We start from the raw sequence: 14,930 nt of genomic DNA on the forward strand, positions 1-14,930 counted from the left end.
GATCCTTCCTTTGGAGCAGGCATGGCCTGGAACACCCCTGGCAGTGACAATTCCGGCGGTTCGAACGGACGAAACCCCCGCCGCAGGCCCGGCGGGCGCGGCCTCGACGCGCTGCTCGATCCGCTGCGCGGCATCTTCGGCGGCGGTGGCGGCAGCGGCGGCATCCTGCGCTGGGTCGGCATCGTCTTCGCGCTGTGGCTGGCCTTCAACTGCTTCGTGCTGGTGACCGAACAGGAACGCGGCGTGGTCCTGCGCTTCGGCCAGTTCTCGCGCGTGCTGCAGCCGGGCCCGCATTTCAAGATGCCCTGGCCGATCGAGCGCGTGACCAAGGTCAACGCGACCCAGAGCAACGCCTACAGCGACACCGTGCCGGTGTTCACGCGCGATGCGAACATCGTGAACGTCGACATCAACGTGCAGTACCGCATCGGCGATCCGCAGATGTACCTGTTCGGTTCGCGCGACGCCGACCGCGTGCTGAAGGAAGCCGCGCAGAGCGCCGTGCGCGAGCAGGTCGGCCGTTCCGATCTCGACACCGTGCTCAACGCGCGCGCCGAACTCACCACCACCGTGCGCGAGCGGCTGCAGTCCTCGCTGCAGGCTTATCGCACCGGCCTGGTGGTCACCGAACTGAACCTGCCCAACGCGCGTCCGCCGGACGAGGTGAAGGACGCGTTCGACGAAGTGCAGCGCGCCGCGTCCGACAAGACCACGCAGATCAACCAGGCCCAGGCCTACGCGAAGCAGATCGTGCCGGAAGCGCGAGGCGAGGCCGCGCGCGTGCGCGCCGGTGCCGAGGGTTACAAGACCGCGACGGTCGCGCGCGCGCAGGGCGATGCCGCCCGCTTCTCGCTGATGGTCGACCAGTACAAGGCCGCGCCGGACGTCACGCGCAAGCGCCTGTGGCTGGACACGGTGCAGGACGTGCTGTCCGACAACCGCACGATCGTCGGTGCCGATTCCCGCCAGATCCTTTACGTCCCGATCGGCGAGCGCCGCACGCCGGCGCCGGCACCGAATTCGCCGCTGCTCACGCCGGACCTGCTCGCGCCTCCGGCCAGCACGGAACCCGTCGAGACGCCCCGACCCGCTCGTTCGCCCCGGCCGTCCGGCCGTGAGGAGGTGACGCGATGAAATTCTCCCTGTGGATCGCCGCCGTCGTCGCGGCCCTGTTCGCACTGCTCGGTTCGGTGTTCGTGGTGAGGGAAGGGCACAGCGCGATCGTGCTCAACCTCGGCCGCGTGGTGCGCACCGACATCGGCCCGGGCCTGCACTTCAAGTGGCCGCTGGTCGAAAGCGCGCGCGTGTTCGACCGCCGCCTGCAGGTGCTCGACGCCGAACCCGAGCGCTACCTCACCTACGACAAGCAGAACGTCAGCGTCGACTTCTTCGCGCTGGGCCGCATCCAGGACATGCGCACGTTCTACCGAGCCACCGGCGGCGACGAGACCACCGCGGTCGAGCGTCTGGCGCCGATCATCCGCGACTCGCTGCGCAACGAGATCAACTCGCGCACGCTGCAGCAGGTGGTGTCGGGCGACCGCACGTCGGTGATCGGCCGCCAGCTCGACGCGATCAACCAGGGCGCGCAGACGCTGGGCGTGAAGATCGTCGACATCCGCATCAAGCGTATCGACCTGCCGCAGGACAGCAACGTCGTCGGCTCGGTCTACAACCAGATGCGCAGCCAGCGCCTGCAGGTCGCCAGCCAGCTGCGCGCCGAAGGCCTGGAGCAGGCGCAGGCGATCCGCGCCAAGGCCGATCGCGACAAGGCGGTGATCGTCGCCGAGGCCGAGCGCGACGCGCAGAAGCTGCGTGGCGAAGGCGATGCCGAGGCCACGCGCCTGTTCGCCGAGGCGGCGAACAAGGATCCGGGCTTCTTCGCGTTCCAGCGCAGCCTGGATGCGTACCGCAAGTCGTTCGCCAATGGCGACGGCGTGATCGTGCTGAGCAAGGACGACCCGTTCCTGCAGTACCTGCGTTCGGATCGCTGACCGCCCGCATGCTGGAACAACTGGTGTCGGCCCTGTGCCTGGTCGCGGTGCTGGAGGGCCTGTTCCTCTTCGCCGCGCCGCGCGGCTGGAAGCGCGCCGCCGAGCAGCTCCACGCCCTGCCGGACCGGCAGCTGCGCGTGGTCGGCGGGGTGGTCGTCGGGATCGGACTGCTCTCGCTGTGGCTGGTTCGCGGTTGAGTCACGCCCGGAGCGTGCCGATCGAGGCCATTGGACGTTGATCGCGGCCTGGGCCGGCCAGGGTGAAGGCCGGCCATCGCGGCGGGGTGGTCCCGCCGACCCAAAACCCGGATAATGCACAAAAGCCGGACGGGGCCCAGCGCCCCGCCGGCTTTCTTGCTGTTTGCGGGCCCCATCCGGAGTCCCCGCGAGCGGCCCGGCCGTGCGGCCATCCAAAGCAACGGAGTCAGGAGCTTCGAAATGGGTCAGTCAGTCGTCGTTCTCGGTGCCCAATGGGGCGATGAAGGCAAGGGCAAGATCGTCGATCTGCTCACGCAGGACATCGGGGCGGTGGTGCGTTTCCAGGGCGGCCACAACGCCGGCCACACGCTGGTCATCGGCGGCAAGAAGACCGTCCTGCACCTGATTCCCTCCGGCATCCTGCGCGAAGGCGCGCTGTGCCTGATCGGCAACGGCGTCGTGCTGTCGCCGGCGGCGCTGCAGAAGGAAATCGCCGAGCTGGAAGCCAACGGCGTGGAGGTCCGCTCGCGCCTGAAGATCAGCCCGGCCACGCCGCTGATCATGCCGTACCACATCGCGCTGGATCAGGCCCGCGAGAAGGCCGCCGGCGGCAAGGCCATCGGCACCACCGGCCGCGGCATCGGCCCGGCGTACGAGGACAAGGTCGCGCGTCGCGGCATCCGCGTGGCCGACCTGCATTACCCGCAGCAACTGGCCGACAAGCTGCGCGCGACCATGGACTACCACAACTTCGTGCTGACCAAGTACCTGGGCGTGGACGCGGTCGACTTCCAGCAGACGCTGGACGAAGCGCTGGCCTTCGGCGAATACGTCGAGCCGATGAAGTCCGATGTCGCCGGCATCCTCCACGAGCTGCGCAAGCAGGGGCAGAAGGTGCTGTTCGAAGGCGCGCAGGGCTCGCTGCTCGACATCGACCACGGCACCTATCCGTACGTGACCTCCTCCAACACCACCGTCGGCGGCGCGTATGCCGGCACCGGCGTGGGCGCGGACGCGATCGACTACGTGCTCGGCATCGCCAAGGCTTACGCCACGCGCGTCGGCGGCGGTCCGTTCCCGACCGAACTGGACGACGACATCGGCCAGGGCCTGCGCGATCGCGGCCAGGAATACGGCGCCACCACCGGCCGTCCGCGTCGCTGTGGCTGGATGGACATCGTCGCGCTGCGTCGCGCGGTGGCCGTCAACGGCATCACCGGCCTGTGCATCACCAAGCTCGACGTGCTCGACGGCATGGAGAAGCTGAAGATCTGCATCGCCTACGAATACCGCGGCAAGCGCACCGAGTACGCGCCGCTCGATGCGGCGGGCTGGGAAGAGTGCACGCCGGTGTACCTGGAATTCCCGGGCTGGGAAGAGAGCACGCACGGCATCACCGAGTGGGACAAGCTGCCGCCCGCCGCACGTGCCTACCTGCGCGCGCTGGAGGAACTGGCCGGCTGCCCGATCGCCATCGTCAGCACCGGTCCGGACCGCGACGCCACGATGGTGCTGCAGGATCCGTTCGCCTGATACGCAGTTTCAACGTCTAAGGAAAAGGCCCCGCACCGCGGGGCCTTTTCGCTTCCGTCCCCTCGGCGAGGCGTGAAGAGGACGTCGGATCAGCGCCCTTGACCGTTCATGCCGCGCTCGATGATCTCCAGGATCGTGGCCAACGGCACGCCGAACGAGCCCGCGCGGCCCGCATCGAAGGCCTGCTTCCATTCCCGGTAACCTTGCTGGTAGATCGGGTCGATCGGTCGCGTGCCTTCCAGCGCCGTGGTGCTCTGTTCGAGCACGTCGCGCGTGACCGGCACGTGCATCAGTTTGTCCATGATTCCGCCCGGCAGGCGCGGATTACGTACACGCACGCCGTAGACGGTCGCGTGGAAGATGTGGCCGCCGAGCGGATGCTCGTCGATGCGGTTGATCAGCAGCTTCGGCGTCTCGACGAGCGAGCGGCCAGTGCAGCGCCAGAGCTGGCCGACGGCGAAGTCCGGGGTGGGGGCAGGCGTGTTCATGCAGGCACGTCGTGCGGAAAGGAGGCGATCATGATGCCTCGCGCTCCCGTCGCACGAACGTGCCGAAGCGGTCGCTTCGACGTGTCACGCTGCCGCGGCGAATGCGTGGGTGCCCTGCGTGCGGAACACCGACACCGCGCCGCCCAGCTGCGCCGCCTGGTCGACCATCGACTTCGCCGTCGCCGAAGCTTCCTCCACCAGCGCGGCGTTCTGCTGCGTTGCCTCGTCCATGTGGACGACGGTGCGGCTGACCTGCTCGATGCCGGCGGCCTGTTCCTGCGAGGCCGCGGCGATTTCGGTCACCAGTCCGGTCACGCGCTGCACCGACTCGACGATGCGCTGCATCGTGCCGCCGGCCTGCGACACCAGCGCCGAACCGGTCGTCACCTGCCTCACCGAATCCTCGATGAGGCCCTTGATCTCCTTCGCCGCGCTCGCCGAACGCTGCGCGAGCGCGCGCACTTCACCGGCGACCACCGCGAAGCCGCGGCCCTGTTCTCCCGCGCGCGCCGCTTCCACGGCCGCATTGAGCGCGAGGATGTTCGTCTGGAAGGCGATGCCGTCGATCACGCCGATGATTTCGGCGATGCGGCGCGACGACTTCTCGATGCCTTCCATCGTCGCGACGACGTCGCCGACGACGCGGCCACCGTCGCGCGCCACGTCGGCCGCTTCGCCGGCCTGCTGGCTGGCCTCGCGCGCGCTCTGCGCATTCTGGCGCACGGTGGTGGTCAGCTCCTCCATCGACGCGGCGGTTTCCTCCAGGCTCGCCGCCTGCTGTTCGGTGCGCTGCGCCAGGTCGTTGTTGCCGGCGGAAATTTCGGCGGCGGCGCCGTTGATCGCGCGCGTCACCTCGACGATGCCGCCGACGATTTCCAGCAGCCGTTCGACGGTCGCGTTCGCGTCGTCGCGCATCGTCGCGAACACGCCGTGGTGTTCGCCCTGCATGCGCGCGGTGAGGTCGCCGTCAGCGATCGCGCGCAGCAACGTCGAGAGCTGCTGCAGGTTGCCGTGGGTGCCGGCCATCAGGCGGTTGAGGCCCGCTACCATGTCGCGGAAATCGTGCTGGAACGCCGCTTCGTCGCCGCGCGTGGCGAAATCGCCTTCGGCCGCGCAGGCCACCAGGCGGCGGATTTCCGCATTGATCGCGCCGAGGTTGCGCTTGGAGGCGGCCATCGCGCGCGTGATCGAAGCCTTTTCGCCCGGTAGTTCGTCCATGTCGACCGACAGGTCACCCACCGCGTAGCGCTGCATCACGCCGAGCATGCGTTCGATCAACGACACCTGCGCGCCGACGAGCGCGTTGGTGTCCTCGACCATGCGGCCGTAGGCGCCAGGGAAACGCGCCGCATCCATGCGGAAGCCCATTTCGCCGGCGTCGTGGCGCGCGGCCATGTCGGCCTGCGCGGCGGAGACCGCGGTCAGCGTGCCGGTGACGTCGAGCATCGCGCGGGCGAGGGTGCCGATCTCGTCGCGCGTGGTCACCGAGAGACGCGAATCCAGTTCGCCGCGCGACACCGCCTGCGCGGCGAGCGCGACCTGCACGATGGGCTGCACGATCGAGCGGCGCACCCACCAGGCGATGGCGATCACCAGCGCCAGCGCGGCGAGCACGGTGAGCGCGGCGGCGACGACCAGCCCGCGACGGGCGTCCTGCGAGGTCTTCAACACCGCCGCGTCGGCGAGCCTCTTGGTGCGATCGATCAGCGACTCCAGGACGCGCGTGGGCTCGCGATCCATGCCCTGCACCGCGGCGTCGCCGACGTGCGTGTCGTAACCGGATTCGGCGAACGCCTCCAGCGCGTCGAGGTAATTCGCCTGCAACGCCGCGTGCTGCTGCACGAACTCGCGGGCGATCTTCGCCGCGTCCGGATCGTCGATGCCGTCGGCCAGCTGGGTCGCGAGCGTCTGCACCTGCGCGCCGTTGTCCTTGAAGGCCTTCAGGTGTTTTTCCAGCATCGCCGGGTCGTTGCCGCGGATCAGCACGTTCTTCCATTCCTGCACCTGCGCGCGGAACTCGCGGCCGACGCGTTCGGCGTCGGCGGCGCGCTGCACCTGTGGCGGCACTTCGGTGGACAGGCTGAGCCACGCGGAGGCGAGACCGCCGAGCGCGCAGAAGAGGATGACGGTGAGGCCGAGCGCGAGCGCGCCCAGCAGCTTGGTTTGCACGCTGGTCGAACGTGAGGTGGACATGGGAGTTCCGGAGGCCAAGGGACGCGGGACCTCCGTTCCCCGCGATGCTTCTATCGGCGCGGAATGTTGCGTCTTGAGGCGTGTGCGCTGTTCAGTTCGCGCGGCAAGCGCGCGTCGCGGTACGGCCTGTCAGGCCACGCCCGACAGCCGGAGCCAAGCGACTTTTTCCCGACCGTTATTTGACCCGGCGCATCACCGCGCCGTCCGCGGCGCGCGACCCTGCCGGCAGTCCATCAGGTGGAGAGTGCCGTGATCGAGTTCAGCGACGCCGATCTGATCATCGGCGGCGACGTACGGGTGACGAATCCGCGCCGCGACCAGTTCGGCCAGACCGGCCAGGTGATGAGCATCCATGCCGACACGCACCCGACGATGATCGAGGTGTGCTTCGACGGCGATGCGCACTTCTTCGAGTGGGCGGATCTGGTTCTGGCCTGAGCGCGTCACCGCGCCTCAGAACAGCATGTCGATCCAACCCGCAGCCGCCGTCGCAAGGCTTCCCGACAGCACGCCGAACACGGTGATCGCCACCGCGCCCGCTGCCCAGGCGACGGCCATCAGCCAGCCGTCGCGCTCCAGCAGCGCGAAGGCGAACAGCAGCAGCAACGCGCCGAACAGGTAGTTGGTGAACGGAATCGGCAGCGAAAGCAGCAGTCCGAGCAGCACCAGCAGCGCGCCGGTGAAGAAGTCCGCCAGGCGATGGTCGAGCAGCACCGGCAGGCGTGGCTTCACGACCTTCTCCAGCCGGGTCAGCCATGGCGCGAGCAGGTCGCGGAAGCGCTTCATGGCGTGGCGATGCGGCCCGCGCCGGGCGAGGAACTTCGGCAGCCACGGCTGGCGCAGTCCGATCAGCAACTGCAGTCCGATCAGGATCACCAGCGGCCCGCTGATCGCACCGCCGACGCCGGGAATCGGAATGAACGCCGGAATGGTCGACACGAACAGCAGCATCCCGAACGAACGGTCGCCCAGGCCGTGCAGCACGTCGCCCATGCGCAGCTGTTCGTCGGGATCGCCCGCCGCGAACACGTCCAGCAGCAGGCGCGTTCCCGCCTCGCGGGGCTTGTCGCGGTCGTGGTCAGCCGGAGGTGGCGTCATCCGTCACCGGCTCCGGCTCGGGCCGCCTGTACAGCAGCAGTTTGTCGATGCGCGGACCGTCCAGGTCCACGACTTCCACGCGCCACTGCGCCCAGTCGAAATGCTCGCCGACGTAGGGAATGCGGCCGAAATGCGCGATGACCATGCCGGCGGCGGTGTGGAAGTCGTGCTCGTCCTCGTCGGGCAGGCGCCCGCCGCCGATGAGTTCGCGCAGGTCTTCCACCGGCAGCGAGCCGTCGAGCAGGAACGAGCCGTCCGCGCGCTCCACCACCGGCGCATGGCTGTCGTCCTCGGCCTCGCCGAGCACGCCGCCGATGGCGTGCACGCGGCCGACGATGGCATCCATCAGGTCGGCGACGGTGACCATGCCGGTGACGTCGCCGTATTCGTCAACCACCAGCGCGAGCGATTGCTGCTCCTCGCGGAAGATCTCCAGCAGCTTCATCGCATGCGTGGATTCGGACACGAACAGCGGCTCGCGCAGTTCCTTGAACAGGTCCGGTGCCTTCTCGTCGAGGCGGTCGAGGAGCGACTTCACCTCCAGGATGCCCAGCACCTCGCTGTCGTTCTCGCGGTAGACCGGATAACGCGAGAACGGCGTCTCGCGCATGGTCGCCAGGTTCTCGGCGAACTCCACCGCCGCATCCAGCCAGGTGATGCGCGTGCGCGGGGTCATCAGGCTGTCGGCGGTGCGGTCGCCCAGGCCGAGCACGCGGTTCATCATCTTGCGCTCGTCGGCGTCGATCACGCCCTGCTCGTGGCCTTCGCTCACCAGCAGGCGGATTTCCTCTTCGCTGATGGCGCTGCGGGCGTCGTCCTTCACGCCCAGCAGGCGCAGGAAGAAGCGGTTGATCATGCCCAGCATGGCGACGATCGGCCGCGCGATGCGCGACAGCCAGTACAGAGGGATCGACACCGTGCACGCGATGCGTTCGGACGCGGTGAGCGCCAGGCGCTTGGGGATCAGCTCGCCGAAGATGACCTGCGCGGCGGTGATCAGGCCCACGGCGGTGCCGATGCCGATGCCGCGCGCGTATTCGCGGGCGTTGGGCAGCACGCCTTCCAGCCAGCTGGCGATCGCCAGGCCGATCGCTTCGCCGCCGAACAGGCCGGTCAGCACGCCGATCAGCGTGATGCCCACCTGCACGGTGGACAGCAGGTTGTCGGGGTGCTCGGCCAGCTCCAGCGCGACCTGCGCGCCGCGGCTGGACTCGGCCATCTGCTTGAGCTTGATCTTGCGCGAGGTCATCAGCGCCATCTCCGACATCGCGAAGAAGGCGTTGAGGAAGATCAGGGCAATGACGATCAATAGTTCCAGCATGCGCTCAGTCCGTCAGGATGGCAGGCTGGGGTGCAGGGGCCGTGAGGGCATGCGAAGGCGGGGGCGGGCGGCCTTTCCGGGTCGTCGTCCATTGCGTGGAGGCAGGGTGAAATGGGGATCAGGCCTCAGGATGGTAGCAGCCTGACCGAAATCAACCCGTACCGGGCGCGCGACTTCGTCGCCAAACCGTCATAATTCGCCCCGCAGACCCACCGAGCCGGGCGTTCCGGCAACACGAGGCCCCCTCCGCATGTTCTCCCTGCAAACGATCTTCGGCCAAGGCAACCAGTTCTACACGCTGCTGGAGGAGGCCGCCGTCGCCGCCCACGACAGCACCAAGGCCCTGCACGCCATGCTCAAGGCCGCCGATCGCCAGCCTGCGCTGGACGCCTTCAAGCTGGCCCGCCAGCGCGAACGCGAGGCGTCCGACAAGATCAGCCACGAGCTGGTCAACAGCTTCATCACGCCGATCGAGCGCGAGGACATCGAGGCCCTGGCCTCGGCGCTGTACAAGATTCCCAAGCAGGTCGAGAAGTTCGCCGACCGCTATTCCCTGGCCACGCGCCACCTGGAACACATCGACTTCGCGCCGCGCGCGGCGATGCTCGAGCAGGCGTCGGCGGTGGTGGTGAAGATGGTGCACGAGCTGCGCAACCTGAAGCTGGAGCCGATGAAGGCGCTCAACGACCAGCTGCGGGCGATCGAGAACGAAGCCGACCGCCTGATGCTCGAGCTGTACCGCGACATCTACTCCGGCCAGCTCGACAACCTGCAGATGTTCCTGCTCAAGGAGTTCTTCGAGATCCTGGAGAAGGCCATCGACCGTTGCCGCGAAGCCGGCGTGGTCGCCTACGAAATCGTGTTGAAGAACTCGTAAGGGGCCGGGCCGATGCTGACCCTGGTCCTGGTCGTGGTGTTCGCGGCGCTCGCGTTCGAGTACATCAACGGCTTCCACGACACCGCCAACTCGATCGCCACGGTGGTGGCGACCAAGGTGCTCTCGCCGATGCAGGCGGTGATGCTCGCGGCGACCACCAACCTGCTTGGCGCCCTGTGGGGCACCGCGGTGGCCAAGACGATCGCCTCGGGCCTGCTCGACACCGGCGTGGTCGAAGTCACCTCGCAGCTGATCCTGTGCGCGCTGCTGGGCGCGATCGTGTGGAACCTGATCACGTGGTGGAAGGGCCTGCCGTCCTCGTCCTCGCACGCGCTGATCGGCGGCCTGTGCGGCGCGGCCGTGGCCGCGGCGAGCAACAACTTCCATTCGGTGATCTGGTCCAAGCCCACCGAGCCCCTCTACAAGAGCGCCGGCGTGCTGTGGAAGGTGATCGTGCCGATGGTGTCCTCGCCGCTGCTGGGCTTCGCGGCGGGCTTCCTGGTGATGGGCATCCTGTTCGCGATCATCTCCTTCATGGCGCGCAGCGGCGGCGTGCTGGCGCGCATGGCGCGTCCGCGCTGGGTCAACGCGTTCTTCGGCAAGGCGCAGTTGGCCTCCGCGGCCGGCATGGGCTTCGCGCACGGCATGAACGACGCGCAGAAGACCATGGGCATCATCGCGTTGGCGCTGGTCGGCGCGCAGTCGGCCGGCACGCTGGACAACCTGCCGTCGTGGCTGGCGTTCCTGCATCCCTCGCCGGCGGCGCTGGAGAACAACGACATCGACCTGTGGATCAAGCTCACCTGCGCGATCGTGATGGCCGCCGGTACCGCCGCGGGCGGCTGGCGCATCATCAAGACGCTGGGCCACAAGCTGGTGAAGCTGCATCCGATCAACGGCTTCGCGGCCGAAACCAGCGCGGCCTCGGTGATCATGGCCGCCTCGACGCTGGGCATCCCCGTCTCGACCACGCACAACATCTCCTCGGCGATCATGGGCGTTGGCACGGCCAAGCGCTTCAACGCGATCAAGTGGACGGTCGTGGAGAAGATGATCTGGGCGTGGATCCTCACGATCCCGGCGGCCGGCGGCATCGCCTACGCGTTCTTCGAGCTGTTCCGGTTCTTCGGCTGGGCTTGAGTAGCCGGGATTCGTGATTCGGGATTCGTGATTCGCAGGATCACAAGCAAAAGCAAAGGCCCGCCGATCGGCGGGCCTTCTTGTTTCCACGACTTTTCGTATCCCGAATCCCGAATCAGAACAGATCACCACCCGCCGACAGCATCCGTTCCATCCGGTCGCCCAGCCCGCCGATCTCCAGCACGAGGCGGTCGATTTCGGCCGGATCGAGCCCGTCGTACGGACGGTTCTCGCACAGCTGCAGGTGCGGCACGCCGTCGAGGTCGCCGATCGCGAGGTAGCCCACGCGGCTTTGCCAATTGAAGATGAGCGCCCGTTTCGCGTCCAGGCCGGTGATCGGCGACACCGCGGTGCTCACGCGCAGGTAGGGGCGGCCGTCGTCGTCGTCCAGTTCGGACAGGAAGATCGCCTGGTGGCGGGTGCCGTGTTCGAGCGACAGTTCGATGCACAGCACATCGACGTCGTGGTCGGTCAGGCGGAATTTCGCGGCCTGCAGATGGCGGCGGATAGAGTCGAAGTTGCGCACGGGCGGCTCCTTCCGGGGGAGACCGGTATGCTACCGCGATGAGCAAGCCCGCTGCCGACGACGCACATGGACGGATTCTCGCCGCGATCCGGGCGATCCCGGCGGGCGAGGTCGCAGGCTACGGAGAGGTCGCCCGTCGCGCGGGCCTGCCGGGCCGGGCCCGCCTGGTCGCGCGCCTGCTCGGCCAGAACGACGACCCGCGCCTGCCGTGGCATCGCGTGTTGCGTTCGGATGGCCGCATCGCCTTCCCGGAGGGCTCGCGCGGCTTCCGCGAACAGAGCCAGCGGCTGCGCGCCGAAGGCGTGCATGTGGAAGCCGGCCGCGTGAAGGGCCAGCGCGCCGCGGCGACGCTGGACGAGCAGATGTGGGGCATGCCGATGTCGCCGCCCGACGCGCGCAAGCGCCGCGCTTCCACGCCGAAGTCCGCGGGAGCCGCGCGCAAGCCGCCCGCCAGGGGCGCGGCACGGCGCGGCGCCGGCCGCTGACCGGTCACCCGACGGTCCAGGGCGCGGTGCGTGTATCGCGCGCGAACGCAGTCGCCCGTCGCGGCGGCTACCATGTAGCGCACTTGAAGGAGTCGCGATGTTCTCCAACCTTCCCCCCGTCACCAAGGCCCTGCTGATCGCGAACGGACTCGTGTTCGTGCTGCAGCTGATCATCGGTGACGTCGCACTCGCGCAGTTCATGCTCTGGCCGCCGAACAGCGATGCCGACCTGTACGGCGTCGGCTTCATGCCGTGGCAGCTGGTCACCTACGGCTTCATGCATGGCGGTTTCGCGCACCTGTTGTTCAACATGCTCGCGCTGGCGATGTTCGGCGCGCCGCTGGAACACGTCTGGGGCGACCGCCGTTACCTCACGTACTACCTGGTGTGCATCGTCGGCGCGGCGCTGTGCCAGCTGGCGGTGGGCATGTGGACGGTGTCGCAGGGCTCGGCGGCGTACCCCACGGTCGGTGCGTCCGGCGGCATCTTCGGCCTGCTGCTCGCCTACGGCATGCTGTTCCCGAACCAGCGCGTGATGCTGCTGATCCCGCCGATCCCGATGAAGGCGCGCACGCTGGTGATCGTCTACGGCGCGATCGAGCTGCTGCTGGGCGTCACCAACACGATGCCGGGCGTGGCGCATTTCGCGCATCTGGGCGGCATGCTGTTCGGCTGGTTGCTGATCCGTTACTGGCGCGGGCAGCCGCCGTTCCGGCGCAAGGGCGGGCCGCCGCGGATGCGGGTGGTGAAGTGATTTGATTGGAGTGGGGGTGTTGCTGTTGCTCGCCATCCTGGCTTTCACCGGGATGACGGATTTGCTCGGAAAGACGATGCCGCTCTTGTAGCCCGGGCAAGCGAAGCGCACCCGGGTTGAAGAGGCGACCGCGTCCCGGGTGCGATTCGCTTACGCGCGCTACAACGTCAACATCGACCGCCCGCGATCCGCAGGCTCACGGAAACAGCCGTATCTGCTGGTCCGCCGCGAGCTGCATCGCATTGCCCGCCTTGCACGCATTCGCTTCGCCGAACGACGCCTGGTTCCGTAGCGGTCCATTGGTGCGCCATTGCCCCGGCGCATGCACGCTCGTGGCGGCGCGCTGGCGTGCGATGTCCTCGGTCATGCGCTGCGGCCACAGCGAGGCCCAGCCCTTGTAGAACGATTGCTGCGCCGGCTTCGCGGCAGCCGGTTCGGCCGCGCGGAAGGCGGACCACGCCAGTTCGACGCCGGCGAGATCGGCGATGTTCTCGTCCGCCGTCTGCGAACCGTTGACCTTCACGCCTTTCAGTTCCGGATAGTCGAAGGCGGAATACTGCGTCGCGACGCGCCGGCTCAGCCCGTCCCACGCGGTTGTTTCGGTCGGCGTCCACCAGTCGCGCAGTTCCTGCTTCGCATCGACGTAACGCCCGCGATTGTCGAAGCCGTGGCTGAGTTCGTGCCCGACCAGCGCGCCGTACGAACCGTACAGCCACGCCGCATCCTTCGTCGTATCGAACACCGGCGGCTGCAGCATCGCGGCGGTGACGATCAGGCGGTTCTGCGTGATGTCGTAGGCCAGCGACGGATCCTGCGGCAGCACGTCCCAGCGGCGGTCGGCGTTGCCGCGGCCGATGCGTTTCATTTCCTCGCGATGGCGCCACGTCGAGGCGATCAGCATGTTGCTGCCGAAGCTGCCGCGACCCATCGGCTGCACGGTGTAGTCGAGATCGCGGTTCGGCGTGCCGACCTCGATCTTGACCTTCTCCAGCTTCGCCTTGGCTTCCGCCTTCGCCGCCGCGCTGAAACGCGTATCGCGATCGAGCGCCTGTCCCAGCGCGTCGCGCACCTGCGCGGCGATGTCCTCGGCGCGTTTGTCGGTCGCGGGCGAGTAATGGCGCGCGGCGTACTCGTGGCCGACCATCGGGCCGGCCGCCAGCGTGATCGCATCCAGCACCTGCTGCGGCCGCGACGGCGGCGCGGCAAGGCCGCGCAGCACACGGCCACGGAATTCGAACTCCGCGTCGCGGAAGGACTTCGCCAGATACGGCGCCATCGCATCGCCCACGCGCCAGCGCAGGTACGCCTTCCACTGCGCGGGCTTGAGGCCGCCGATGAGCGTGTCGAGCTGCGCGAACAACTGCGGGTTCGCCATCGAAACGCGATCGTCGGCGACGGCCTGCACCTTGAGGAAATCGCCCAGCTGCAGGCGTTTGTACTGCTTGGCGAGCGTCTTCGTCTCGACCGGCGCGTAGTTCGCGCGCGGATCGCGCAGGTCCACCAGCGGTTTTGACGCACGCGCAATGCGCGTTTCCAGGTCGAGCACCGCCTGCGCATCGGTCTTGATCTGCGCTTCCGGCGTGCCGGTCAGCGCGAGGATCTTCTCGATGTAATTGCGATAACGCCCCATCAGCGCCTGCGTATCCGCATCGTTGCGCGTGTAGTACGCCGGATCGGGCAGGCCCAGGCCGCCCTGCGCGAAATAGCCGATATGGCGGTCGAAATCCTGCAGGTCCACGTCCGCGCCGAAGTTGAACACCACCGGGATGCCCACCTGGTGCAACGCGGCGATCGACGGCGGGATGTCCTTCGCATTCTTTATCGCGTCGATGCGCGAGATCAGTGGCGCGATCGGCTGCGCGCCATCGCGCTCGACCGCCGCTTCGTCCAGGCCGCTCGCCCAGAAATCGCCAAGCAGTTTCTGCACGTTGTTCTGCGGCGACCTGGATGCTGCATCGAGCAGGTCGAGCTGCTGCTGGCGCGAGCGCGCGGTGAGCTGCTCCAGCGCGGACGTCGAACCCGACGCGGGCGGCGTCGTGTTGGCGCGCAGCCAGTCGGCGTTGGCACTGGCGTAGAAATCGCTGCACGCGGTCGGGGCGGCCGGCGCCTTGGATCGGGCGCGCTTCTTCTGCGCCTCGGCATGGGGCACGGCGATCAGGCAGGCGATCAGCGCACAGGCGAGCGGACGCAGGTTCATGACGGCACGGTTCATGGCGGCTCCGGACCTGGGGGGCAGGGTGGCCGGAGTCTAGCAACGCCCACGTGAGGATCCGCGCTCACGGCGATGGGCCAGGGCCAAAGAAAGAAGGCCCGGGGAAACCCGG

Annotated in this window: 14 protein-coding genes and 1 pseudogene; 9 read left to right on the forward strand and 6 right to left on the reverse strand. The window is 68.1% G+C overall.

Annotation, left to right across the window (positions count from 1 at the left end; translation table 11 throughout):
• Positions 1-21: 21 nt before the first annotated feature.
• From hflK to AC3ANK_RS04955, 4 genes are all read left to right on the forward strand, one after another.
• On the forward strand, positions 22-1,134 hold the full coding sequence (gene hflK / locus AC3ANK_RS04940) for an FtsH protease activity modulator HflK (RefSeq protein WP_206859704.1): 1,113 nt from the start codon (positions 22-24) through the stop codon (positions 1,132-1,134).
• Positions 1,131-1,994, forward strand: coding sequence for a protease modulator HflC (gene hflC, locus AC3ANK_RS04945; protein ID WP_206859703.1), 864 nt, complete (start codon positions 1,131-1,133; stop codon positions 1,992-1,994). The genes hflK and hflC overlap by 4 nt, the downstream gene beginning before the upstream one ends.
• An 8-nt stretch (positions 1,995-2,002) precedes the next feature.
• Positions 2,003-2,191, forward strand: coding sequence for a DUF2065 domain-containing protein (locus AC3ANK_RS04950; protein WP_425492466.1), 189 nt, complete (start codon positions 2,003-2,005; stop codon positions 2,189-2,191).
• A 240-nt stretch (positions 2,192-2,431) separates the two neighbouring features.
• The gene (locus AC3ANK_RS04955; protein WP_206859702.1) at positions 2,432-3,724 is read left to right on the forward strand and encodes an adenylosuccinate synthase; all 1,293 of its coding nucleotides are present in this window, start codon (positions 2,432-2,434) and stop codon (positions 3,722-3,724) included.
• 89 nt (positions 3,725-3,813) lie between these two features.
• Here AC3ANK_RS04955 and AC3ANK_RS04960 read toward each other — a convergent pair whose 3' ends face one another.
• A complete protein-coding gene (locus AC3ANK_RS04960; RefSeq protein ID WP_484172268.1) occupies positions 3,814-4,212 on the reverse strand; it encodes a hypothetical protein in 399 nt (132 codons plus the stop codon).
• An 84-nt stretch (positions 4,213-4,296) separates the two neighbouring features.
• The gene (locus AC3ANK_RS04965; RefSeq protein ID WP_484172269.1) at positions 4,297-6,405 is read right to left on the reverse strand and encodes a methyl-accepting chemotaxis protein; all 2,109 of its coding nucleotides are present in this window, start codon (positions 6,403-6,405) and stop codon (positions 4,297-4,299) included.
• Positions 6,406-6,654: 249 nt separating this feature from the next.
• On the opposite strand from AC3ANK_RS04965, the gene AC3ANK_RS04970 reads away from it, so the two are divergent.
• On the forward strand, positions 6,655-6,843 hold the full coding sequence (locus AC3ANK_RS04970) for a hypothetical protein (protein ID WP_206859699.1): 189 nt from the start codon (positions 6,655-6,657) through the stop codon (positions 6,841-6,843).
• 15 nt (positions 6,844-6,858) lie between these two features.
• Here the strand turns inward: AC3ANK_RS04970 and AC3ANK_RS04975 are convergent, their stop codons facing one another.
• Positions 6,859-7,503: an exopolysaccharide biosynthesis protein gene (locus AC3ANK_RS04975; RefSeq protein ID WP_206859698.1), complete on the reverse strand. Its 645-nt coding sequence runs from the start codon at positions 7,501-7,503 to the stop codon at positions 6,859-6,861.
• Positions 7,484-8,824, reverse strand: coding sequence for a hemolysin family protein (locus AC3ANK_RS04980; protein WP_484172270.1), 1,341 nt, complete (start codon positions 8,822-8,824; stop codon positions 7,484-7,486). Before AC3ANK_RS04980 ends, AC3ANK_RS04975 begins: the two co-directional genes overlap by 20 nt.
• A gap of 250 nt (positions 8,825-9,074) precedes the next feature.
• Between AC3ANK_RS04980 and AC3ANK_RS04985 the strand changes: the two genes are divergently transcribed.
• Positions 9,075-9,701, forward strand: coding sequence for a DUF47 domain-containing protein (locus tag AC3ANK_RS04985; protein ID WP_206859696.1), 627 nt, complete (start codon positions 9,075-9,077; stop codon positions 9,699-9,701).
• A gap of 12 nt (positions 9,702-9,713) precedes the next feature.
• A complete protein-coding gene (locus AC3ANK_RS04990; protein ID WP_206859695.1) occupies positions 9,714-10,841 on the forward strand; it encodes an inorganic phosphate transporter in 1,128 nt (375 codons plus the stop codon).
• Between the two features lie 115 nt (positions 10,842-10,956).
• Here the strand turns inward: AC3ANK_RS04990 and AC3ANK_RS04995 are convergent, their stop codons facing one another.
• On the reverse strand, positions 10,957-11,367 hold the full coding sequence (locus AC3ANK_RS04995; protein ID WP_206859694.1) for a hypothetical protein: 411 nt from the start codon (positions 11,365-11,367) through the stop codon (positions 10,957-10,959).
• Positions 11,368-11,405: 38 nt separating this feature from the next.
• Here AC3ANK_RS04995 and AC3ANK_RS05000 point away from each other — a divergent pair.
• A pseudogene (locus AC3ANK_RS05000) lies at positions 11,406-11,738 on the forward strand (MGMT family protein); the annotation flags it as partial.
• A gap of 211 nt (positions 11,739-11,949) precedes the next feature.
• Positions 11,950-12,606 carry a rhomboid family intramembrane serine protease gene (locus tag AC3ANK_RS05005; protein ID WP_484172271.1) on the forward strand — a complete coding sequence of 219 codons (657 nt, stop codon included), beginning with the start codon at positions 11,950-11,952 and terminating at the stop codon, positions 12,604-12,606.
• Positions 12,607-12,802: 196 nt separating this feature from the next.
• Here AC3ANK_RS05005 and AC3ANK_RS05010 read toward each other — a convergent pair whose 3' ends face one another.
• Positions 12,803-14,818, reverse strand: a complete 2,016-nt coding sequence (locus AC3ANK_RS05010) for a M13 family metallopeptidase (RefSeq protein WP_484172272.1) — start codon at positions 14,816-14,818, stop codon at positions 12,803-12,805.
• Between the last annotated feature and the right edge of the window lie 112 nt (positions 14,819-14,930).

The sequence above is a fragment of the Lysobacter sp. SCRH-1R genome (assembly GCF_057747855.1).

Excerpts from the sequence above, each read along its gene's own strand:
- hflK (WP_206859704.1), top strand. The coding sequence starts at position 22 with ATGGCCTGGAACACCCCTGGCAGTGACAATTCCGGCGGTTCGAACGGA.
- hflC (WP_206859703.1), top strand. The coding sequence starts at position 1,131 with ATGAAATTCTCCCTGTGGATCGCCGCCGTCGTCGCGGCCCTGTTCGCA.
- AC3ANK_RS04950 (WP_425492466.1), top strand. The coding sequence starts at position 2,003 with ATGCTGGAACAACTGGTGTCGGCCCTGTGCCTGGTCGCGGTGCTGGAG.
- AC3ANK_RS04955 (WP_206859702.1), top strand. The coding sequence starts at position 2,432 with ATGGGTCAGTCAGTCGTCGTTCTCGGTGCCCAATGGGGCGATGAAGGC.
- AC3ANK_RS04960 (WP_484172268.1), bottom strand. The coding sequence starts at position 4,212 with ATGAACACGCCTGCCCCCACCCCGGACTTCGCCGTCGGCCAGCTCTGG.
- AC3ANK_RS04965 (WP_484172269.1), bottom strand. The coding sequence starts at position 6,405 with ATGTCCACCTCACGTTCGACCAGCGTGCAAACCAAGCTGCTGGGCGCG.
- AC3ANK_RS04975 (WP_206859698.1), bottom strand. The coding sequence starts at position 7,503 with ATGACGCCACCTCCGGCTGACCACGACCGCGACAAGCCCCGCGAGGCG.
- AC3ANK_RS04980 (WP_484172270.1), bottom strand. The coding sequence starts at position 8,824 with ATGCTGGAACTATTGATCGTCATTGCCCTGATCTTCCTCAACGCCTTC.
- AC3ANK_RS04985 (WP_206859696.1), top strand. The coding sequence starts at position 9,075 with ATGTTCTCCCTGCAAACGATCTTCGGCCAAGGCAACCAGTTCTACACG.
- AC3ANK_RS04990 (WP_206859695.1), top strand. The coding sequence starts at position 9,714 with ATGCTGACCCTGGTCCTGGTCGTGGTGTTCGCGGCGCTCGCGTTCGAG.
- AC3ANK_RS05005 (WP_484172271.1), top strand. The coding sequence starts at position 11,950 with ATGTTCTCCAACCTTCCCCCCGTCACCAAGGCCCTGCTGATCGCGAAC.
- AC3ANK_RS05010 (WP_484172272.1), bottom strand. The coding sequence starts at position 14,818 with ATGAACCGTGCCGTCATGAACCTGCGTCCGCTCGCCTGTGCGCTGATC.